The organism is Rhodococcus sp. IEGM 1330, assembly GCF_033142445.1.
GTDB lineage: Bacteria > Actinomycetota > Actinomycetes > Mycobacteriales > Mycobacteriaceae > Rhodococcoides.
In genome coordinates, this window is sequence record NZ_JAWLSB010000005.1 from 271377 (window position 1) to 294434 (window position 23058).

Here is a 23058-nt window from a genome sequence, read left to right on the forward strand (position 1 = left end):
CAGGCTACGAAGTTTTGCTCACGTGCGGCGCAGCCGCTCCAGTACCTCGGAGATATCGGCGGCATCGACATCGCGGTGGGTCACGAAGCGCACCTTGCCCGCAACGGTCACGGCGGCAACGCCGAGCTCGGCCAGCTCCCTGACCGTCCGCGCTGGGTCAGGAACCGTCACGAGGACGATGTTCGTCTCCGGCTCCGCCACCTCCCAGCCCCGCTCCCGCAAACCATCGGCGAGCATCGACGCATTCAGATGATCCTGCGCCAGATCACCGATGCGACCCAATGCAACGAGCCCGGCCGCGGCCAGGACACCACCCTGACGGACGCCGCCGCCCAACATCTTTCGGACGCGTCGAGCCTCGTGGATACGTGCGGAATCCGAGACCAACATCGAGCCGACAGGTGCACCGAGACCCTTGCTCAGGCACACCTGCACCGTGTCGGCACCGGCAGCGAGCGACGCGATCGGAACATCGAGGGCGACAGCGGCATTCCACAGCCGCGCGCCGTCGAGGTGGATCTTCAGTCCGCATTCACGCCCGGCGGCAACGAGTTCGGACCACTCGTCCGGTCCGAACACAGCACCGCCGGCGAAGTTGTGCGTGTTCTCGAGCGACAGCAGCGTCGTCCGTAGCGCGAAATACGGTCCGGTACCGCCGGCCCTCGCGCGCACCGTCGACGCGAGGGGACGGCCGGGGCCACCATCGTGAGGGAGGGCGTCGGGCATCCCGCCTGCCAACCATGCGGCGGTTCCGAGCTCGGACCCCAGTACGTGCGCATGCTCGGGTGCCAGGAAGCGATCGCCGCGCTGCAGATGCAGCATCAGCGCGATGATGTTGCCCATCGAACCCGACGGCACCCACAGGGCCGACTCGAACCCGAGCAGCCCTGCGACCGCTTCTTCCAGCGCCGCCATCGTCGGATCGTGATCGAGGACGTCGTCACCCACTTCGGCGTCGGCCATGGCTTTTCGCATGACCGAATCGGGTCGGGTGATGGTGTCGGAGCGAAGGTCGATCGTTCGATGTGCCACGAGTGACGACAATTCCATAGCGCGAAAGCAGTCCGACGAATGGCCTCGAGCTGGCACGATGACTTGAATGTCCGCAGGTCCGACCGAGTCGCAACACAAGGTGTCGGGTGCGACTCCGAAGGGGGTACGCCGCCGCCAGGCATTGGCGTCGGCCGCTGCGGACCTTCTCGTCGAGGGCGGTTTCGACGCGGTGCGGCACCGATCGGTGGCCGCACGAGCCGGGTTGCCGTTGGCGTCGACCACCTACTATTTCGAGTCCCTCGGAGATCTGGTTGCCGCGGCGGTCGACGTCGTCGGGACGCGCGAGATCGACGTCATGCGCGGTCGCATCGACGACGAGGGCAAGTGCTCGAACGAAATGGAGTCGACGGTCGATCTCATCGTCGACCTGCTCATCGGGCCACAGGACGGGCACGAGCAGCTGATCGCGAGATACGAACGCTTCATCGCCTCGGCACGGCATCCCGAACTACGAGAGGTGCAACTGCGGCTGCGCGCCCAGATCGACGACCTGCTCACCGATGTGCTGCGCAGATCGGGTCGAACCGTGCAGGAAGAGCAACTCAGACGACTCGTGGCAGTGGTCGACGGAGCCGTCGTCGGAGCGCTCAGCGAAGTGGACCCCGACCCCCGCCACATGGCCCGAAGCATGCTGCTGGCCGTCATCGACGTCGTCGCTCCTGCGGAGCAATGCTGATCCGGGTCATTCCGCGGGCTCCACTCCTGCCACAGTAAGCTGGACGCTCGTGAGCATCCCGAATGTCCTGGCCACCCGTTACGCGAGTCCCGAACTGGTGGAGCTGTGGTCTCCGGAGCACAAGATCGCCCTCGAACGTCAACTGTGGATTGCTGTGCTGCGCGCGCAGTCCTCCCTCGGAGTCGACGTCCCCAACGCGGCCATCGCGGACTACGAAGCCGTCGTCGACCAGGTGGACCTCGCGTCGATCGCCGAGCGTGAGCGCGTCACCCGCCACGACGTCAAGGCCCGCATCGAGGAGTTCAACGCCCTCGCTGGCCACGAGCACATTCACAAGGGGCTCACCAGTCGCGACCTCACCGAGAACGTCGAGCAGCTGCAGATTCTGCGCTCGCTCGAACACGTCCACGCGCACGGCGTCGCCGTCGCGAAGCGGTTGGCCGAGCGCGCTGCCGAGTACTCCTCGCTGGTGATGGCCGGCCGCAGTCACAACGTCGCAGCTCAGGCCACCACGCTGGGCAAGCGTTTCGCGTCTGCCGCAGACGAGCTGCTGTTGGCTCTGTCGAGGGTGCAGGAACTGATCGCTCGCTACCCGTTGCGCGGAATCAAGGGCCCGATGGGTACCTCGCAGGACATGCTCGACCTGTTCGGCGGCGACTCCGCCAAGCTCGTCGCGCTCGAGCGCATCGTCGCCGATCACCTCGGTTTCCGGCACACGATGACCAGCGTCGGCCAGGTGTACCCCCGATCACTCGACCACGAGGTCGTCTCCGCGCTGGTCCAGGTCGGTGCCGGACCGTCTTCGTTCGCGCACACCGTTCGCCTGATGGCCGGCCACGAACTCGTCACCGAGGGCTTCCAGGCGGGCCAGGTCGGATCGTCGGCGATGCCGCACAAGATGAACACCCGCTCGTGCGAACGTGTCAACGGCCTGCAGGTGGTGCTGCGCGGCTACGGCTCGATGGCCGCCGAACTCGCCGGCGCGCAGTGGAACGAGGGCGACGTCTTCTGTTCCGTCGTGCGCCGCGTCGCGCTGCCCGACGCCTTCTTCGCCATCGACGGACTCATCGAGACCTTCCTGACCGTGCTCGACGAATTCGGCGCATACCCGGCCGTCATCGCCAAGGAACTCGACCGCTACCTGCCGTTCCTCGCGACGACCAAGGTGCTGATGGCTGCCGTGCGCGCGGGCGTCGGACGCGAAACCGCACACGAGGCGATCAAGGAACACGCCGTCGCCGTCGCGTTGGCCATGCGTGAGCAGGGACGAGAACCGGACCTGCTCGACCGCCTGGCCGCCGACGATCGTCTTCCCCTCGATCGCGCCGCCCTCGACGCGTCGCTGGCCGACAAGACGGCCTTCGTCGGTGCCGCCGACGCTCAGGTCGCTGCGGTCGTCTCGGCAGTGGAGCGTCTGATCGCGAAATTCCCGGCCGGGGCGTCGTACACGCCGTCGCCGATTCTCTGATCCCTATGTGAGTGGAACTTCGTAGTGGGCTACGAAGTTCCGTTCACATGAGGACGTCGGGCAGGTCGGCGACCGAGTCGATCACGTGGTCGGGTTCCATCGCGAACTCGTCCGTGATGCGTCGATCGAGCACGTCCTGACGGAACTTCCCGGTGCGGACGAGCACTCCCGTCATCCCGACGACCTGGGCGGCGAGAACGTCGTTGTCGAGATCGTCACCGACCATGACGACGTCGTCCGGGTCGATCCCCATCCGCTCGGATGCCGTCCGGAACCCCAGCGGAGCCGGCTTCCCGATGGCCTTCGCGGTATGGCCCGACGCCTGTTCCATTCCGGCCAGATACATGCCCGTGTCGATGCGCAGTCCGGCTCCGGTGCTCCACATCAACGATCGATGCATCGCGACGACGGGGATGCCCCGGCACAGCCAGTCGTAGACGCGGCTGAGTCGCTCGTGGGTGAACTCCGGGCCCGCACCGCCGACGACCACGACATCGGGATCCTCGGACGTCTCGTCGACGAACTCGATTCCTGGCATGTCGCTTGCGATTTCACCGTTGTTGATCAGCACCACCCGCGCATCCGGATAGTTCTCGCGGAGATGATCCGCGGTGAGTGACGCGGCCGTGACGATTTCGTCCGAATGCACGTCCAGCCCCACGTCGCGCAGTGCCGTAGCGATCTGCTCACGCGTCTTCGACGTCGTATTGGTCAGGAACGCGCGAGCAATGTCCTTGCTGTCCAGGTACTTCAGAGTGTCCGCTGCCCCTGGCACCGCCTGCCACGACGTGACAAGTACGCCGTCGATGTCGAAGAGAACCCCGCCGATGCTCATCGGCAAACAGTAGTCTCCGGGTCCGGGCCCCGCAGCCTCAGCGCACCGAGCGCCTACGCTCGGGGACTGTGAACCCATACACAATTTTCGCCGAGATCATTGCCGGGACGGCCGAGGCTTCTCGCGTCCACGAGGACGAGACAGCGGTTGCGTTCATGGACATCAGGCCGCTCACCAGCGGACATGTGTTGGTGGTGCCCAGGCAGCAGTTCCGGACTCTGGCGGAGTTGCCACCCGAGATCGGGGCGCACTTGTTCGTGGTGGGGCAGAAGGTGGCCGCCGCTGTGCGTACCAGCAATCCGCGTGTCGCCGGCGTCAACTTCTTTCTCGCCGACGGCACGGTGGCCGGTCAGGAAATCTTCCACGTGCATCTGCACGTCATTCCACGGATGATCGGCGACGGTTTCGGCCTGCGCGCTCGGCCATCGTCGCCGCAGCGGCACGAACTCGATCGGCAGGCCGGAGAGATCGCAGCCGCGCTGTAGTGGGCGAAACTGGGGTAGCGGCTCGGAATGTCGGCAAGCTTCACATCGGCTGCGTTGGCGACGTCGTGGTAGACGAATGCGGCATCGGCATCGGCATCGGCATCGACACTCGACACGTTCTCTCAGGACACCTTTTTCCAGTATCCGTCGTCGGTGCCGTCGGGGGTGTACATCTTCAAGCCCCAGCTTTCGTAGTCGCTGAAATCCGGGTCCGCGGAAGGGTCGAGTACGTAGGCGACGTCGAGGTGCCAGACCCCGACACCGGTGATGTCATGGCGTTCGGAGGCAACCTTTTGGAAGTTGCTGACAGCAGCGTCGTAGTCGGACTCGATGTCTGCCGGTTGCGGGGTGTCGAGGTCGACGCCGAGCGAGGACGCGAGTCCGGCGTAGTTTCTCGATGGTCTTGGCCGTCGACGTCGTGTCCAAGGTGACCCCCAGGGTGGGAGCGAGCTGATCGATCGTGTCGGCTTTGGACGAATCGGCGGTGGTGGTCAGCTTGCCGAATTGGCCGAATCGAGGGTTGAACTCACCGATGACAAGATCTGGGTCGAGACTCGCAGCCTTCTCGAAATCGAATGTCCCCCAGCTTTCGCCGACCGATTCTATACCGGACAGGTCGGCGCAACTCAGAATCGGGCTGGTGGACATCGGAGTCGTCGACCAGATGGCGATCGGCTTGATTCCGTACGACATCAGCGCTGTGGCAGATTGCTCGTCGGCGATGATTCTGCTCGGTTGTGACTCGAGTGAGATGGTCCGTCCGCGGCCGTCGGTGTACGTGAACGGTCCGGACGCGCGGTCGACTGTGTCGACGCGGTCGTTCTCACTGCACGCGGCTGGGTTCGCGTTCAGGTCGACGACCTGGGCGCTGGAACTTTCCTGGTCTTCGGTGTCACTGCTACACGCCGATGCAGCTAGAAGTACGAGGACCGCGACGCCCCCGATGAGGATGCGCGGTGGAGATCCGAGAAGGCGTGCGCTGCGGCGTCGATGAGAAATCACGTGTCACTTCCGTCGCGGTCTGTTGGTCCGACAAGGCTGGCGGTGGTGCAGGTGCCGTCCACTTCTCCGTGCCGCGAGATGTTAGCCTCCTCAGGGTCGACTAAGCGAGGGTAGCCTTTCCTTATGGATATCGGGTGGCGAAACTCCTGGTCCCGACCAGTACGACGCAGAGCGCAGCCGATCGAAGGGACACACCGGATGGATCCGTACGGAACCGGGACCGAAGAACTGCGGGCGCAGGTCGCAGAACTGATCGGCACCGAGCCCGAGGCCGTGTCGCTCGATGCGAATCTGTTCGAGTTGGGACTGGAATCGATCGTGCTGATGCGGCTGGTCGGCAGATTCCGCAAACAGGGATCGACGGTGACATTCGCCGATCTTGCTGCGCGGCCCACTGTCTCGGCCTGGTCCGAGCTGGTCGGTGCAGCAATCGAACCGGTACCCGTGCCCACTGCTTGCGCATCGGAGTCGAACCGGCTCGACACCGGCAGCTTCGATCTCGCCGTACTGCAGCACGCCTATTGGATCGGCCGCAGCGCAGAGCAGCGGTTCGGCGGTGTCTCGCCGCACCTCTACACCGAGTTCGACGGCAGGGCAGTCGATCCCGATCGGCTGTGCGTCGCACTCGAAGCCGTGGTCGGCAGGCACGACATGCTGCGGGCTCGGATCACCGACAACGGACAGCAGGTGATCGAGTCCAGCCCGGGGTGGCGCGGGTTGACGGTGCACGATCTGCGGAGCGCGGACGACGTAGCGGCCGAACTGGAACGAACTCGGCAGCACCTGACCCATCAGATGCTCGATATCGAAGCAGGAGAGGTGTTTTCGGCAGACCTGTCGCTGCTGCCGGACGGTCGAACTCGGCTGCATCTCGACATGGACATGATCGCAGGCGACGCCGTCAGCTTTCGCATTCTGGTCGCAGATCTGGCGCAGGCATACGATGGCCGGTCGCTCCCCGCCATCGGCTACAGCTACGGGCGTTACCTTGCCGACCGGCCGGACGATCGCCGCAGCGCACGGGAGCAGGCCGAACGATACTGGTCCGCTCGACTCGATTCTCTGCCCGGAGCGCCCACTCTTCCACTGCTCGAACGTGATTCAGGTTCACCGGTAGCGACACGGCGGGCGTTTCATCTCGAAGCGCAGGCGTATTCGCAATTGCAGTCACAGTCTCGTGCGCACGGCGTCACCCCGGCGGTTGCGGTGGCAGCGGCCTTTGCCGAGGTGGTCGGGGCGTGGTCGCGTGAGCAGCGATTCATCCTCAATGTCCCCATGTTCGACCGTGCCCCGACGCACCCGGCCGTCGGCGAACTGGTCGGCGACTTCTCGTCCTCGGTCATGTTGGATGTCGATCTGAACGAGAACCTGTCGTTCGCGGAGCGGTCCCGGCAGCTGCGGGCCCGTCTGCACGAAGACGCCTCGCACGTCGACTACTCCGGAGTGGAGGTACTCCGCGACCTCGGTCGTCGCAGAGGAGAACCGGTACTCGCGCCCGTCGTCTTCACCAGCGCACTCGGGTTGGGTGAGCTGTTCGACTCACGTGCTCGGCAGGTGTTCGGGGACCCGGTGTGGATCATGTCGCAGGGACCGCAGGTGGTTCTGGACGCCCAGATCACCGAGCTCGACGGCGGCGTGCTGGTCAACTGGGACATTCGCGAGAACGAGTTCCTGCCAGGGGTTCCCGAGGCGATGTTCGACGCCTTCGAGACGCTCGTGCGTGGCATCGTCTTCGACGACGATGACGTCTGGACGAAGCCGGTGGGCCAGCTGGCTCCGTCGCGTCAACTTCTCTCGCGGACCCCGGCCGCCGACGTACCGCGCACGGATGCGGTGCCGGCAGCCGGGACCGAGACCCTGCACCGCGCCTTCTTCGACCGGGCGGCCAGAACACCGGATGCGACCGCTCTCGAGTGGGGCGACGACGAGTCGATGACCTACGGCCAATTGTGCGACCGTGCTCTGAGAGTGGCTGCGGCACTGACGGATCGCGGGGTTGCAGTGGGCGACACCGTAGGGGTGACGCTGCCGAAGGGGCCCGACCAAGTCACCGCAGTTCTCGGTGTGCTCGCCGCAGGCGGGGTGTACGTGCCGATCGGCGTCGACCAACCGGCGAGTCGGGCTGCGCTGATCGCCGGAAAAGCCGGCTTCGCGGTGACGATCGGAGGATCGGGTGATGACGGCCTCGATGTGGCCGACGCCGTCCTCGGGGAGCCGCTGTTCGCACCGCATCTCGGACCCGACACCGCTCCCGCGTACATGATCTTCACGTCCGGTTCGACGGGCGAACCAAAGGGTGTCGTGGTCTCGCATCGTGCCGCGATGAATACGATCTCGGACCTGATCGGACGATTCGAGCTGGACGAGGGCTACCGTCCGTTGTGCCTGTCCGAGTTGGACTTCGACCTGTGCACCTTCGACCTGTTCTCGGTGTTCGCGGTCGGTGGTACGGCCGTGCTCATCGAGGAACACGAGCGCAAGGATCCGCAGCGGTGGACCGCTCTGATCCGTGCGCATCGAGTCACGGTGATCAGCTGCGTACCGCCGCTGCTGGACATGATCCTGTCCACCGGTGAGGATCTGGGCGGTTCGCTCGAGGTCGTCATGCTCGGCGGGGACAAGGTGGGTATCGACCTCTATCGCCGGTTGACGGCCGCGGTTCCTGGATGTCGGTTCGCCGGACTCGGTGGCGCTACGGAAACCGCGATCCACAACAGCATCTGTGAGGTCGTGGACGTCGATCCGAACTGGCGCACAGTCCCGTTCGGTGTGCCGCTCGGGTCCATGGCGCTTCGGGTGGTCGACGCGCGTGGGCACCAGGTGCCGGACTGGGTGCCCGGCGAGCTGTGGGTCGCTGGCGTCGGTCTCGCCGACGGCTACGTAGGCGATCCTGAGCGTACGAACGAGCGCTTCGTCGACGCCGATGGTTACCGCTGGTACCGCACCGGCGATCTGGTTCGCTACGGCACGGGCTCGATGGTCGAATTCTTGGGCCGTGTGGACAATCAGATCAAGATCAACGGATTTCGCATCGAGCTCGGCGAGATCGAGTCCGTCCTGTGCGACGACGCCGAGGTCACCTCTGCCGCAGCGGTTGTCGACCGTGCCGGAGCTGCCGTAGTGATGGCCGCAGTGGTGCTCGCCGATGGTGACGCGGACCCGGACGAGACCGTTGCGGGCATCATCGCCAGGGCTGCCGAGCGCCTGCCCGCACACATGGTGCCGGAACGGATGGTGGCAGTGCGAGCCTTGCCGCTCACCGTGAACGGCAAGATCGATTCTGCGGCTATCGCCGGGCAGTGCCGAGCAGCAGGCGATACCGAGCGTGTGCAGGCGCGAGTAGCCCCCAGAACCCACCTCGAGCGCGCACTCGCCTCGGTCTGGCAGACGGTGCTCGGGGTCGACGAGATAGGGGTCACCGACACCGTCTTCGCGCTGGGCGGCGACTCCGTTCTCGCGACCACGATCGTCGCCCGAACCCGCGCTGCCTTCGACATCACGTCCGTCACGGTGAGGATGCTGTTCGCTGCCCCGACGGTATCGGGATTGGCGGAGTCGATGATCGTCGCGGCAGGCGATACCGAGCTCCTCGAGGCGACGGCAGAGATCTACGTGTCGATCGAATCCATGTCGGAGGACCAACTGCTGGCGGCACTCGATCAGCAGCACACGCCCTGACTCGACACCACTCACTCCTTCTACGATCGGGAATCCACAGTGCACACAGTCATCGAGCACGATGCCGACTTCGTACCGTTCGACTCGGGCCGTGCCCAGACGTACCTCGACGCCGGACTCTGGCGCGAGACAACACTTCCCGACGTGTTCACGTCGTGGGTACACCGGTTCGGCTCTCGTCGCGCGGTCGTCGACGAGTGCCGATCCGAGGCACTGACGTACGACGAGTTGCACATGCGCGTACTAACGACCGCCGCAGGGTTTGCCGATCGTGGGATCGAGCCGGGTGATCGGGTCGTTGTGCAGCTACCCAATTCGGTGTCGTTCGCGGTTGTGCTGTTCGCGTTGCTCGAGTGCGGCGCGGTTCCCGTGCTCACTCTCCCCGCACACAGACGCCGCGAAATCGTCCATCTTGCAGCCACATCGAAGGCCGTGGCGTACGTGATCGCGGAGCGGGACGGGAACTTCGATTACCGAGCGCTCGCCGACGAGACAGTGGACTCGGTTCCGACCGTTCGGGACGTCTTCGTCGATGGTTCGTGCGACTCGAGCGGGTCGCACAGTCCGTTGTCTGCCGTCGTCGGTGCGCCACGGGAATTTCCACGTGCGTCCGCCGCGGATATCGCAGTGCTGTTGGTATCCGGCGGGACGACCGGTCTGCCGAAGTTGATTCCGCGTACCCACAACGACTACGAGTTCAACGCACGGGCGAGCGCCGAAGTCTGTGAATTGACGCCCGAGGACGTGTATCTCGCAGTTCTGCCCGCTGCCCACAACTTTCCACTGGCGTGTCCGGGTCTGCTCGGTGCGCTCGGCGTCGGCGCGACGGTGGTGTTCTCCCGCAGTGCCAGCCCCGATCAGGTGTTCGCGCTGATCGAGAAGTATCGCGTCACGGTGACCGCCCTCGTGCCGACGTTGACGCATCTGTGGTGTGAGGCCACCGAATGGGAGGAGGCGGACCTATCCAGTCTGCGGTTGTTGCAGGTCGGTGGCGCGAAGTTGACGCCTGAGGTCGCCAAGCTGGTCGAGCCGGCCCTCGGCTGCCGGTTGCAGCAGGTGTTCGGGATGGCCGAGGGGCTGTTGAACTACACGCGGGCAGGCGACGGACCGGACGTGGTGATCGGCACCCAGGGGCGTCCGTTGTCCGAGTTCGACGAGATCAGAATCGTCGACGCCGACGGCAACGACGTCCCGGCAGGCGACGTGGGCGAGCTGCTCACCCGCGGTCCCTACACCATCAACGGTTACTACGCTGCGGCGGAGCACAATACGACGGCCATCACCCCCGACGGCTTCTACCGCAGCGGAGACCAGGTTCGCGCGCTGCCGTCGGGACACCTGGTCGTCACCGGTCGGATCAAGGACGTCATCACCCGAAACGGTGAGAACGTCGCGGCGGACGAGCTGGAGGATCTGTTGCTCACACACCACGGAGTAGCCCGAGTAGCGGTGATAGGCGTACCCGATCCCGCTGTGGGCGAGAGCATCTGCGCTGTGATCGTGCCGAACGGAAGCGCTCGGAACGACAGCGTTCCGACCGTTGCCGAGGTGCGGGCATTCCTGACCGATGCAGGCTGCGCCGGGTTCAAGCTACCCGACCGGGTGGTGGCACGAACGTCGCTTCCCGTCACGGCAATCGGCAAAGTGGACAAGGCATTGCTCGTCAGGCAGTCGGCCGAGCGGCAGGCGAGTCGATGAACCCGGTGGATCTCGACGACGTCAAGCGTCGACTGCTGCAGGATCGGCTGCGGCGCGCCCGGGGCGGTGAGACCGCCGAGGTCGAGCGCGGTCCTCTCGCGAATCTCGAATCGTCCGAATTCGACTCGCTGAAAGCACGATTCGGATCCATCGACGATGTGTGGCCGTTGTCTGCGCTGCAGCTCGGGTTGGTCTATCAGGTCGGCGTCGACGCACACGCCGCCGGGCTCTACACCGTCCGCACCGTCGTCGAGGTCGATCGGGTTCTGGACGGCGACAAGGTAAGGCACGCTCTGCAATCGGTAGTCGACAACACCGCGGCGCTGCGCACGGCGTTCGTCACCCCTGAGGGCGAGGCACCGGTCCAAGTGGTCTTGTCCTCCGTCCAAGCACCACTGAGGGTGATCGACCTGGGCGGCTGCTCGGCGAACGAGGTGGACGCGGCGTGGAACCGGGTGCTCACCGGCGACCGGGATCAGGCATTCGACATCGACGCACCCCCACTGTTCAGGCTGACTCTCGTGCACCTGCCCGGCGGCGTCGACCGCTTGCTGACGACCTACTGGTTCGGCTGCTTCGACGGCGGTTCGTCCGCGTTGCTGGTCTCTCGTGTTCTCGAGCAGCACGACGGAGCAGGCACGCACGTCGATCACGGCTATCGGGAGTACCTGCGCTGGTTGATCTCTCGCGACCGCTCCGAATCCGAGCAGGCATGGCAGCGCTGGTTCGCCGATGTCGACACCCCTACACTCGTGGCCGGCGCGGCCGATGGCGAGGACGAGCCCCCTCGGCGGATCGAGCGCAGGCTGTCGGCGGCGGCATCGGGCCGGCTCGACTCCATTGCCCGCGAGTCCGGCTCGACAATGTTCACGGTGCTCGCTGCCGCCTGGGCAAGCGTGCTGATGCGCGTATCCGGTCGATCCGACGTGGTCTTCGGCACCGCCGTCGCGGGCCGACCGATGGAGGTGGCGGGATCCGAGCGCGCGATCGGGGCGTTCATCAGCACCGTGCCGATTCGAGTCACGGCGCAGGGATCGGACACAGCCGCGAACATCGCTGCGCGGGTGCAGGATCAGCGACTGGATCTGATGCCGCACGACACGCTCGGCCTCGGCGGTATTCAGAAGGCGATTGGTGCGGGTGCGCTGTTCGACACCCTGTTGGTGCTGCGCAACGCAGCCGGTCCCGCAGCCGATGCTGCCGGCGCGCCGAAGCGGCAGGTGCGGCACATCTCGACCGTAGACGGCTCGGAGTTCCCGGTGTCGATAGCCGTCGACCCCGGGACGGAACTGAACCTGTCGGTGACCTACTTGCCGACGTCGGTGGACGACGAGAGGGCGAGCCACCTGCTCGATTCTTTCGAGCACGCCTTGAATACCGTTGCCGAGCAATCCGATCTGCCGATCTCACGGTGGCCTGCCCCGGCCACCGAATCGGCGAGCATCGCAGACAACGGTTTCGGCGACAGGCTCGAGAGGCTGCGCGATTCCACGATCGCCGAGTTGCTCGCCGACCGCGCCGCGTCCATCCCCGAGACGACGGCGCTGGTGTTCGGAGACGAACGAGTGACGTTCGGAGAAATGGACGCTCGGGTCAGTGCATGTGCGGGTGCTCTGCTGCGCCGCGGTGCCGGCCCGGAGCGAATCGTCGCCCTCGCGCTCCCGCGGTCGATAGAGATGGTGGTGGCGCTCTTCGCGGTGCTGCGCACCGGCTCGGCCTACCTCCCCCTCGAACTGGACTACCCGAACGATCGACTCGACGTCATGTTGGCCGATGCGAAGCCGGCCATCCTGGTGACGACCACCGAAACGCAGTCGCGTGAACTGACGACCGACGCCACCGTGATGATCGTCGACGATCCCTCGGTGGCAACGGAATTGTCGATCCGCGTCGACGCCTCGCAGTTCGCCCGCGGTCCGTTCGCACCCGGTACACCCGGTCGCCTCGAGCACCCGGCCTACGTCATCTACACCTCGGGCTCGACCGGCACGCCCAAAGGCGTCGTCACCCCGTATCGGGGATTGACGAACATGCAGATCAACCACCGAGACGAGATCTTCGTCCCCACCGTTGCCGCGGCCGGGGATCGGACGCTGCGGATCGCGCACACCGTCTCGTTCTCCTTCGACATGTCGTGGGAAGAGCTGCTGTGGCTCGTCGAAGGCCACGAGGTGCATGTCTGTGACGAGGAATTGCGCCGCGACGGTGAGGCATTGGCGCGATACTGCGAGCAGCACCTGATCGACGTGGTGAACGTGACGCCCACGTATGCCGGGCACCTGCTGGATCTGGGACTGCTGAACGAGCACGACGGGCATCGGATTCCACTGGTTCTCCTCGGCGGGGAGGCAGTTCCCGATTCGTTGTGGCACCAACTGGGAGACGTCGGATACAACTTGTACGGCCCCACCGAGTACACGATCAACGCGCTCGGTGCCGGCACGCGGCAGAGCAGCAGCCCGTCGATCGGTGGGCCGATCCTCGGCACCCGCGCCTATGTTCTGGACCAGTGGCTGCGACCCGTTCCAGTGGGATCCGTGGGTGAGCTGCACTTGTCCGGTGTGGGTCTGGCCCGCGGCTATCTGCACCGATACGGCCAGACGGCAACCAGATTCGTCGCGGATCCGTGGGCGCCGGGTGAGCGGATGTACCGCACCGGTGATCTGGTTCGGATCAGGCCCGACGGCCTGTTCGACTATCTGGGCCGTGCCGACGACCAGGTGAAGATCCGTGGTTATCGAGTCGAAACAGCAGAAGTCGAACGGGCAGTGGCGAACTGCGATGCGGTTGCCGGCGCGGTGGTTCGGGCGGTGGAGATCGGCGCGGGTACGCGTGCGCTCGCGGCGTACGTGGTCCCCACAGACGGCGCAGCGTCCGTGGACCGTTCCGAGCTGTTCGGATCGATTCGGGACGAGCTGGCGGCAGTGTTGCCGGAGTACATGGTTCCCACGTTGTTCGCTGCGCTGGAGCGTATTCCGATGACCATCAACGGCAAGCTCGATGTACGGGCTCTCCCGGCTGTCGATGCGGCAGGAGGCGGTACCTTCGTGCCGCCGCGCACTCCGGTGGAGACGATGCTGTGCGAGATCGTCGAGGCGGTTCTCGGGGTCGGCCGGGTCGGCATCGACGACGATTTCTTCGCCCTCGGCGGCGACAGCATCACCTCACTCGCCGTGGCGTCGCGGGCGCGCAAGGCGTCCATCCCGCTGGCACCGCGCGAGGTGATGCGCAAGCGGACGGTGCGGATGTTCGGGGCGGAGCTCGTCACCGAGGACCACGCCCGACCTGCGGTACCTGCCGAGGCGGCCACCGTGGATCTGTCCCAGGACGAGCTCGACGAATTCGAAAGCAGTATGTGAGTGACGAACACGACGGCCGAGACCGCGGGAACTCCGCAATCCAAGATCGCTGCGGTTCTGCCGCTCACGGCGTTGCAGGTCGGTATGTATCTGCAGTCGAGTCTTGCTGCAGCGAACCAGGATCCGTATCTTTCTCAGACGGTGCTGGACCTGTCCGCCCCGATTCGGATCGACCGCCTCACTCGAGCTCTCGAGCACCTACTCGAGCGTCATCCGAACATCAAGGCCTTACTGCGCCAGCGCCGCAACGGTGATCTGGTGTGGGTGGTTCCGCGCGCATCGACACCGGAACTGACAGCTGTCGAAGGTGACTGGAACGATCATCTCGGACGCGACAGGGCCGCCGCTTTTGCGTTCTTCGACGGGCCGTTGATTCGGTTCTCGTATTCGGTCGGTCCTCGGCCGCCGCGGGTACTGATCACCTACCATCACGCCCTGATGGACGGATGGTCCGAGGCCATCTTCGTTCGTGAGCTCATCGCTCTCTATGAGGGCGGGGAGTCGGCTGCGTTGCCGCCGGCACCCGACTACCGCAAATACCTTGCCTGGACGGCAGGTCAGGACCGCGATGCGGCCAGGGCGCACTGGGCGGATCACCTCGACCGCTTCGAGCGTCCCACGCTGATCGCCGGCGATGCGCCGCAATCGAATTCGTGCTCTCGTATCGATCTCGACATCGACGAGGCGCTGGCACGACGCGTGGCGAAATACGCACGCAGCCGCGGTGCGACGACGAACGTCGTGGTGCAGGTTGCCTGGGCGTCGATGCTCGCGACTCGGACCGGAGCAGGCGACGTGTCGTTCGGAATGGCGGCTTCCCTGAGGCCGTTCGATCTCGAGGGTGCGGAGGCAATGGTCGGTCTGTTGCTGAACACCGTGCCTGTTCGGATTCGATTCGGTACGAGCGAGTCCGTCGCCGACGTGGTCGATCGCCTGCAGGCAGATCACCTCGACCTGGAGGAGCACCGATTTCTGGGACTGTCCGAGATCGCCGGAACCGTCGGAGGCAGTGAGCTGTTCGACACGATCGTCGTGTATCAGAACTACCCGGCAGCGGTCCCGAATGCGAACGAGGGTGACGCCGTCTCCGAGCGACCCGTCGTGGACGAGGTCACGGTGCTGGGCGCTCACATGAGTTTCCCGATGGCTCTGATCGTCGGTCCCGACCCTGCTCTGTGGGCCTTCGTGCTGCACGACGACGCAGCCGTCGATCATGGTTCGGCCACGTTGTGCGCCGAGACCTTCGTCGAGATGCTCGACCGGATGACGAGTCGTCCGGACGTCGATGTGCCGCAACTCCTGTCGGCCCCCGATGGCCAGGGATACAGCGTCGGAGCGTCTCGGCGGGTGTCGACACTGGAGGCGGCCCTCGCCGACAGGTTCGCGCAGTCGAGCGAGGACATCGCGTTGACGGTCGGCGGTGAGGCGATCACGTACGCCGAACTCCGATCCCGGGTGGCCGAGGTGTCGACCCGGCTACGTAGCTGGGGTATCGGGACCGAGAGCCGCGTCGCTATCGCTCTCGGCAGAGGCATCGATATGGTGGCTGCGCTGCTGGCGACCATCGACGTGGGTGCGGTGTTCGTACCCATAGACATTCGCTACCCGCGTGAGCGATTCGACTACGTGCTGGCAGACTCTCGCCACGACATTCTGTTGGTCGACGACGCCACCCCCACGACGCTGACCGCTTTCGAGACCGCGACGAGAATCCATTCGAGCTCGACTACCGAGGTGGTGGAAGAACCCTTCGCCCGGAGCATCCCGGGTGACTGCGGGGCCTATCTGGTGTACACCTCGGGTTCGACCGGTATGCCCAAGGGAGTGCTCGGAACCAGAAGCGCGCTGGCCAATCGTCTGTACTGGGCGATGCTGCACTGGGGCGGTCCCACGAGTCGGATTGCCAAGAGCTCACTGTCGTTCATCGACGGAGCAACCGAACTGCTGACCGGAATTCTCGCGGGCCAACGCCTGGTATTGGCGCAGGATCACGAGTATGCCGATGCGAGGGCATTGGTCGAGCTCGTCGCTCGATCCAGGGCCGAGCAGGTCACCACCGTCGGATCACTCGCCGCGGCATTGGCGACGACCTCGCCGCAGGAATGCTGTTCGCTGACCAGTTGGATCCTCAGCGGAGAGCCGTTGACCGGCAGCACGATCGAAGCGATCCGACGCGCCACCCCCAATGCGTCGGTGCACAACTCCTACGGTTCCTCCGAGGTGGCGGGCGACGTTGCCGTGCACAGGGTCGCAGGCGACTCGGCCGTCATCGGAACGGCGGTGGACAACACGGTCCTCGGCGTGCTCGACGACCGAATGCGACCCCTGAGAACAGGGATCGGTGGCGAACTGTACGTCTCGGGCGTGCAGCTCGCCCGCGGATATTTCGGTAGACCGGCCGAGACCGCCGCACGGTTCGTCGCAGACCCGGGCGGGGACGGCGGCCGGATGTATCGCACCGGAGACCGCGCCCGCATCCTCGATGACGGTGCGCTCGAATTCCTGGGACGTGCCGACCGGCAGGTCAAGGTCCGGGGCCATCGCGTCGAGCTGGGAGAGGTCGAAAACCGCACTGTCGATATCGAATCCGTGGATGCGTGCGCTGTGGTCGCGGTGACCGACGACGGGGGTGCAACCGTGCTCGTTGCTTACGTGACCCCCGGCAATGTTGATGCCGCCGCAGTACGCGACGTCCTGCGCGGCCGGGTGCCCGACTATCTGGTGCCGGCGTTCTGGGTAGCGATCGACCGGTTACCGAGTACTCCCAACGGCAAGACGGACCTGGTGACTCTGACGCAGCGCGGGATTCCCGAGAACGGACCGAGCCGGTCACGAGCAGCTGTCACCGACGACGAGCGTTGCCTCGTCGACCTGTTCGCCGATGCGACTCGTGCAGGTGCCGAGTCGATCGGGGTCGACGACGACTTCTTCGCGTTGGGCGGCGACAGCATCACCGCCATCACCATGGTTCATCACGCACGGGGTGCCGGATTGGCGATCACGACCGCCGACGTCTTCGAGTGCCGGACCGTCGCTGGACTGGTCGAACGAGCTCGGAACGCCGAAACTGAGAGCGCTGCAGCAGAACCCGAGAACACTGCGCCGTTACTGGACGCACAGGACCTGACCGAGTTGCGCGCACTCGGTATCGATCCCGAGCTCGCACGTCCCGCCACTCCGTTGCAGCAAGGGTTGGCATTCCAGTCGGTCGCTGCAGGAGACGGACTGGAGGAAATCTACGTCATCGCCACCGAGTTCGAGGTATGGGGCGAGCTACACATCGGAAACCTCGAGGACGCGCTCGACGCATTGTCCGAGCGCCACCCGGCTCTGCGCTCGCGCTTTCTGACCCTGAACACCGGGGTCACCGTCGCGGTCCGCGACACGGAACGAGTGCACGTGCGCAGGCACACGGTCGACGACCCGGATTCGCCCTCGGCGCGCGCGCTGGTCGACGCGGATCGAGGCACCTTCGATATCGAGCACGGCCCCTTGGTGCGAGTTCTCCTGCTGGACTGCGGAGAACAGCTGCATCGTGTGGTTTTGACCGTGCATCACCTTCTCGTCGACGGTTGGTCGATGGCGACCGTCGGCACCGAGTTGTTCATGCTCTACCGTGGCCGGGATCTACCGGCTCCGGCGTCGTTCGACGACTATCTGCGATGGCTGTCGCGGCGGGACGGCTCGTCGATCGATGTGTGGCGTCGAGCGCTCGGTGCCGACGTGGTGCCCACAATCCTGGCCCCGACCGCGTTGGTGTCCGAGGAGCGATCCGAGGCTCGGGAGATCGAGATGCGTTGGGATGTGCAGGACACTGCACGCCTGACTGCCTCCGCTCGTCGTCGATCGGTGACCGCGAGCGAATTGGTCAATGCGGCATGGGCCGTGGTGCTCTCGGCGTTCACCGATTCCGGATCGGTGGTGTTCGGATCCACTGTGTCGGGACGCCCGACCGACCTGGACCGCGTCGGCGATATGGTCGGGCTGTTCATCAACACCATTCCGGTACGTGTCGACATCGGTCCCGACGCCACCGTGTCGTCGGTTCTCTCGGGCCTTCGGGACTTCTCCGTCGCCGTGGCCGCACATCATCACGTCGGTCTCGCAGACGTCCAGAAGGCCCTCGGAGGGGGAACGCTGTTCGACACCCTCGTGGTGTTCGAGAACTTCGCTGCCGCTGATACCTCTTGTGTCGATACCGAGGACTTCTCGGTCTCGGTCGCCGGGTTCCACACGGTGACGCACTACCCGTTGACGTTGACGGTGTTTCCGGGCGAAGAACTGCGGTTGGTAGTGGAATATCGAAGCGACGCAGTATCGGTCGAGCGTGCACGGGCGGTGGCCTCGGCCATGACGGCGGTGCTTCGGACATTTGCCGAGGCGGGCGATCCTTTCGTTGCGTCGGTGCCCCTCGTGGACGAGGCAACGGCGCTCAGGCTCACCGCCGAGCAGGCCGGCATCGCGCGCCCCTATCCGTCCGAAACGTTGGTCGAACTCTTTTCCGAACAGGTGGCGCTGCAGCCCGATACGATCGCCGTTCAGGACGCCGCCACGGCATTGACGTTCGCCGAGTTGGACTGCTTGTCCAACAGAACCGCACGGTGGCTCATCGGTGCAGGCGTGGGTGCCGAGGACCTCGTGGCCGTCGTGGCCCCGCGCACGGTGATCACGATGGCGGCGATCCTCGGCGTGATGAAGTCCGGGGCCGCATATCTGCCGATCGATCCGAACTGGCCGGCCGACCGCACCCGCCAAATTCTCGACGACGCAAAGCCGGTGGTCACGGTGACCGCGGATTCCGTTGTATCGCTTGCTGCCTCGTCCACCGATTCGGTAGGCATCACCGATGTCGAACGGCGGGCGCCGTTGCATCCCGACCACCCCGTGTATTCGATATATACCTCGGGCACGACAGGTGTGCCCAAGGGCGTTCTGGTCCCACACCGTGGCCTGACGAACCTGTACCACTCGCATCGCGAGAACGTGCACGAACCGGCTGCCCGACGCGCGGGTAAGTCGACTCTGAACGTGGCGCACGCGTGGTCGATGGCCTTCGACGCATCCTGGCAGCCGCAGCTGTGGCTGTTCGGCGGACACACAGTGCATTTGATCGATCCCGAGACAGTACTCGACCCAGTGGAACTGACTGCTCGGTTGACTGCGCTGTCGGCAGACTTCATCGAGGTCGTGCCGTCGTTGCTCGAGCAGATGATGAGATCGGGTTCGATCGACACACTCTCGACGGTCGGGGTCGGGGGAGAAGCGGTGTCCGCCGAGCTGTGGAATCGGTTGCGTAGCAGGCAGACCCTGGTGGCGTACAACTTCTACGGGCCGACCGAAGCGACGGTCGATGCGGTGTACACCTCCACCGAACTGTCGAGTGATCCGGTGATAGGCCGGCCGGTGACCAACATGCAGGCCTATGTGCTGGACAGAAGTCTTCGGCTGGTGCCGCCGGGCGTGTTCGGCGAGCTCTACCTCGCCGGGCCAGGCGTCGTGCGGGGATACCGGAATGCGCCGGGGCGCACGGCGCACCGCTTCGTTGCCGATCCCTTCACGCCAGACGGCACGCGGCTGTACCGGACCGGGGACCTCGTCGCGTGGACCGAGAACGGCACACTGCGGTACGGGGGCCGCTCGGACGATCAGGTGAAAATTCGCGGTCATCGCGTCGAAGTGGGCGAGGTCGAGGTCCGGCTGCGCGAGTTCGACGCCGTGGTCGACGCGCGGGTGGTGGTGCGAGGATCCGAGAACGGGAATGCCGTACTCGCCGGCTATGTGGTGGCAGAACAGGGATGTTCGCTGGATCCGAATGTCGTTCGTGCCCGCCTGCGCAGTCTGCTGCCGTCGTACATGGTGCCGGCGTCGCTGACAGTGCTCGATGCGTTTCCCGTCCTGCCGAACGGCAAGCTCGATGCTTCTGCGTTGCCCGAACCCGAGCTCGCGACGCGCTCCGGTCGTCCCCCGAATACCGATGCGGAGCGGCAGATCTGCAGGGCTGCAGCCGCGGTGTTGCACGTGACCGAGATCGGTGCCGACGACGACTTCTTCGACCTGGGCGGCGACAGCATCATGGCGATGGAGCTGGCCGCGAGGCTCCGGTCGGTAGGCCTCACGGTATCGCCGCGGCACATCGTGTCACTCCGAACACCGGAAAGCATTGCAGAAGGAGTCGTTTCGGCAGGGTCACAGCCAGAAGTCGTCACGATCGATCCGTACGGAACCGTGCCGTTGACACCCGTAGTGCGGTGGATGGACGCACTCGACGGGCCCATCGACGAGATCTCGCAGGCGGTGTTGCTGGAGGCTCCGGCGTCGCTCACCGAAGGCTCGCTGACGGAGCTGGTCTCGCTGCTGACCGACCGGCATCCGATTCTGCACTCGTGCTTCGAACGCAATCCTGGCTCCGAGTCGATCTTCACGGTGTTGCCGGGCGGTGCCGACGTGCGTCCGTGGATACGCATCGTCGATGTCGACGGACCGACCGAGTCCGAGCTGGCCGACCGTGTCGGTGTCGAATCACGAGCTGCGCGTGCTCGATTGAACCCGGCCGACGCGAGGATGGTCGACATCGTGTGGCTGCGACACCGAACCGACCCCGAATCGTCCGGAGAGCTGCTCATCACGCTGCATCACCTCGTGGTCGACGGCGTGAGCTGGCGAATCTTGTTGCCCGATCTGGGCGCTCTGTGGAAGCAGACAGCCACCGAACGAAGCCCGATCGGTCCGTCGATGCGGCAGTGGGCGCACGAGGTGCTCGCTCTCGCAAGCGCACCTCGGGTTCTCGCCGACCTCGACTACTGGGCGAGCGTCGGCGACGGAGCGACATCGATCCCTCTGACGCGTCCGCTCGACCCGGCAGTCGATACGGGGGCCCGCGTGCGCACCGTCGACTTTGCGCTGCGGGAGGACGAGAGCGCGCACCTGTTGTCGGCCGCCACAGTTCGCCTCGGCGTCTCCGTCGAACACCTGTTGTTGGCCACATTCGCTGCTGCGACGGCGGAGTGGATCGACAGTGAGATCACCACGACGCATTCGTTCCTGGTGGACGTCGAAGGCCACGGACGGACGGGGGTCGCGTCGGATCGGGTGGATGGTTCGTCGGTGGTCGGCTGGCTCACGGCAGTGTTCCCGCTGCGCATCGCCGCGCAGGGTGGGGATCACCGCACCTTGATCGCGCACGAGTCGAATCCCGCTGCCGCAGAAACTGTTCTGCATGAATTGGCGGAATCGGCCAGGGAATCGAGGGAGTCCGTGCCGGGGGATGGATCCACCTACGGAATGCTGCGGTGGATGGGCGGCGATGCCGAAGAAGTGCTGCGTCGAACTCCCGATGCAGCAATCGAATTCAACTACCTCGGTCGTTTCGACGCGGCAGCCGACGGGCCGTTCGGTGCCAGCCGACTGCGCAGTAGCCTCGACTCGGCCCCCGGCGTGAACACCCCCTGCAGCTATGCGCTGATCGTGGACAGCTACGTCCACGATCACCATGGCTCGTCGGTGATGGGTGTGACGATGGCGTGGGCAGAGGGGGTGGTCGACGGAGTCGAGGAACTCGCGAAGCTCTGGCACGAGGCGTTGTCGGCAACGTGTCGAATTCTCGACACCGCGACCGGCTAGTGAGGCAAGCATTACCTCATTAGTGTTACCTTGTCAGTCGCCTCACCCGGTCGGGTGTGGGACGCAGCAGTGCGTGGTCGAGTCGAGAGGTGCCGAGCAACGATGAAGGTTCGTACGAAGTGGATGAGGAGCGCTGCGTCGATTGCGCTCGCCGGAGGGCTCACCATCGCTCTCGCCGCCGGTTGCAGCAGTACCGAGGAAGCGCCTGCAACCGAGTCCACCACCGCCGCGCAGGAATCCGCATTTCCGGTCACCATCGATTCCGCACTCGGATCCGCAACGATCCCCGAGGCTCCGACGCGCATCGCCACCTGGGGTTGGTCCAACCAGGACGCCGTTCTCGCCCTCGGCGTGGTGCCCGTCGCCATGCCGACCTTCGACGGCGCACAGTACGGAGCGGACGACCGCGGCATCTTGCAGTGGGACGCCACGGTTCTCGCTGACCTCGGCGGCGAGACCCCCACGCTGCTCTCCGGTGACGGAACCGGAGCGGTACCCGTCGAGCAGTTCGCCGCTGCCGCCCCCGATCTGATCTTCGCCCCGTACTCGGGATTGACCCAGGAGGAGTTCGACAAGCTCTCCGACATCGCACCGGTGGTCGCGTACCCGGACGAGCAGTGGACGGCATCCTGGGAAGACCAGCTCACCATCGCGGGCAAGGCGCTCGGCAAGGAGAAGGAGGCCGCAGATCTGGTGTCCGGAGTCGAGAACTCCATCTCCGAGGCGGCCGCGAAGTATCCGGCGCTGCAGGGCAAGACGGTCACGATCGCGCTTCCCAACGCGCCCGGCACGTTCGCCGTCAGCAAGGACGACGACGTCCGTGTCGAGTTCCTCGAACAGCTCGGGCTGGTGAACGAACCCACCATCCAGGAGGCTGACCCGGCCAATGATCCCGAGGCGGTGTACTTCGAGCTCAGTCTCGAGCAGGCGTCCCTGCTGAAGTCGGATGTGTTGTTCGTCGTCGCCTACGACAAGGAATCGCTCGGCGGCTTCCTGGTCGAACCGGCTGTGGCCTCGCAGCCCGTGCTGGCGCAGGGTCGTACCGCGTCGACCGAAAGTCTCAGTGCCGACAAGAACTTCGCGTTCGGTGGTCTGACGGTGCTGACCATTCCGTACATCCTCGACGACGTGGCATCGGCGCTGAACACCGCCGCCGAGAACGTCCAGGGCTGATCCGAGCGCAG

At 65.3% G+C, this 23058-nt stretch carries 11 protein-coding genes; 8 read left to right on the forward strand and 3 right to left on the reverse strand.

The genetic code is table 11. From position 1 onward, the window contains the following. Nucleotides 1-18 precede the first annotated feature (18 nt). Nucleotides 19-1050 carry a GntG family PLP-dependent aldolase gene (locus tag R4P57_RS14270; protein WP_317803479.1) on the reverse strand — a complete coding sequence of 344 codons (1032 nt, stop codon included), beginning with the start codon at nucleotides 1048-1050 and terminating at the stop codon, nucleotides 19-21. 49 nt (nucleotides 1051-1099) lie between these two features. Between R4P57_RS14270 and R4P57_RS14275 the strand changes: the two genes are divergently transcribed. Both R4P57_RS14275 and purB read left to right on the forward strand, forming a co-directional pair. Then, entirely contained in the window at nucleotides 1100-1729 is a 630-nt protein-coding gene (locus R4P57_RS14275; protein ID WP_317803480.1) for a TetR family transcriptional regulator C-terminal domain-containing protein, read from the forward strand. Between the two features lie 49 nt (nucleotides 1730-1778). Next, nucleotides 1779-3197 (forward strand): adenylosuccinate lyase, encoded by a 1419-nt coding sequence (purB, locus tag R4P57_RS14280; RefSeq protein WP_317803481.1) that lies wholly within the window; start codon nucleotides 1779-1781, stop codon nucleotides 3195-3197. Nucleotides 3198-3240: 43 nt separating this feature from the next. Here purB and R4P57_RS14285 read toward each other — a convergent pair whose 3' ends face one another. Beyond that, nucleotides 3241-4032 carry an HAD-IIA family hydrolase gene (locus R4P57_RS14285; RefSeq protein ID WP_317803482.1) on the reverse strand — a complete coding sequence of 264 codons (792 nt, stop codon included), beginning with the start codon at nucleotides 4030-4032 and terminating at the stop codon, nucleotides 3241-3243. Between the two features lie 68 nt (nucleotides 4033-4100). On the opposite strand from R4P57_RS14285, the gene R4P57_RS14290 reads away from it, so the two are divergent. Beyond that, nucleotides 4101-4517 carry an HIT family protein gene (locus tag R4P57_RS14290; RefSeq protein ID WP_317803483.1) on the forward strand — a complete coding sequence of 139 codons (417 nt, stop codon included), beginning with the start codon at nucleotides 4101-4103 and terminating at the stop codon, nucleotides 4515-4517. A gap of 270 nt (nucleotides 4518-4787) precedes the next feature. Here the strand turns inward: R4P57_RS14290 and R4P57_RS14295 are convergent, their stop codons facing one another. Further along, nucleotides 4788-5519 carry a hypothetical protein gene (locus tag R4P57_RS14295; RefSeq protein ID WP_317803484.1) on the reverse strand — a complete coding sequence of 244 codons (732 nt, stop codon included), beginning with the start codon at nucleotides 5517-5519 and terminating at the stop codon, nucleotides 4788-4790. Between the two features lie 198 nt (nucleotides 5520-5717). On the opposite strand from R4P57_RS14295, the gene R4P57_RS14300 reads away from it, so the two are divergent. The 5 genes from R4P57_RS14300 to R4P57_RS14320 all read left to right on the forward strand — a co-directional run bounded on the left by R4P57_RS14300 (nucleotide 5718) and on the right by R4P57_RS14320 (nucleotide 23047). Continuing rightward, entirely contained in the window at nucleotides 5718-9197 is a 3480-nt protein-coding gene (locus tag R4P57_RS14300; RefSeq protein ID WP_317803485.1) for an amino acid adenylation domain-containing protein, read from the forward strand. 39 nt (nucleotides 9198-9236) lie between these two features. Next, nucleotides 9237-10895: a (2,3-dihydroxybenzoyl)adenylate synthase gene (locus tag R4P57_RS14305; protein ID WP_317803486.1), complete on the forward strand. Its 1659-nt coding sequence runs from the start codon at nucleotides 9237-9239 to the stop codon at nucleotides 10893-10895. Further along, entirely contained in the window at nucleotides 10892-14254 is a 3363-nt protein-coding gene (locus tag R4P57_RS14310; protein ID WP_317803487.1) for an amino acid adenylation domain-containing protein, read from the forward strand. Before R4P57_RS14305 ends, R4P57_RS14310 begins: the two co-directional genes overlap by 4 nt. After that, nucleotides 14255-21874: a non-ribosomal peptide synthetase gene (locus tag R4P57_RS14315; RefSeq protein ID WP_317803488.1), complete on the forward strand. Its 7620-nt coding sequence runs from the start codon at nucleotides 14255-14257 to the stop codon at nucleotides 21872-21874. 102 nt (nucleotides 21875-21976) lie between these two features. Further along, complete coding sequence (locus tag R4P57_RS14320; protein ID WP_317803489.1) at nucleotides 21977-23047, forward strand: ABC transporter substrate-binding protein; 1071 nt, start codon at nucleotides 21977-21979, stop codon at nucleotides 23045-23047. Nucleotides 23048-23058 lie beyond the last annotated feature (11 nt).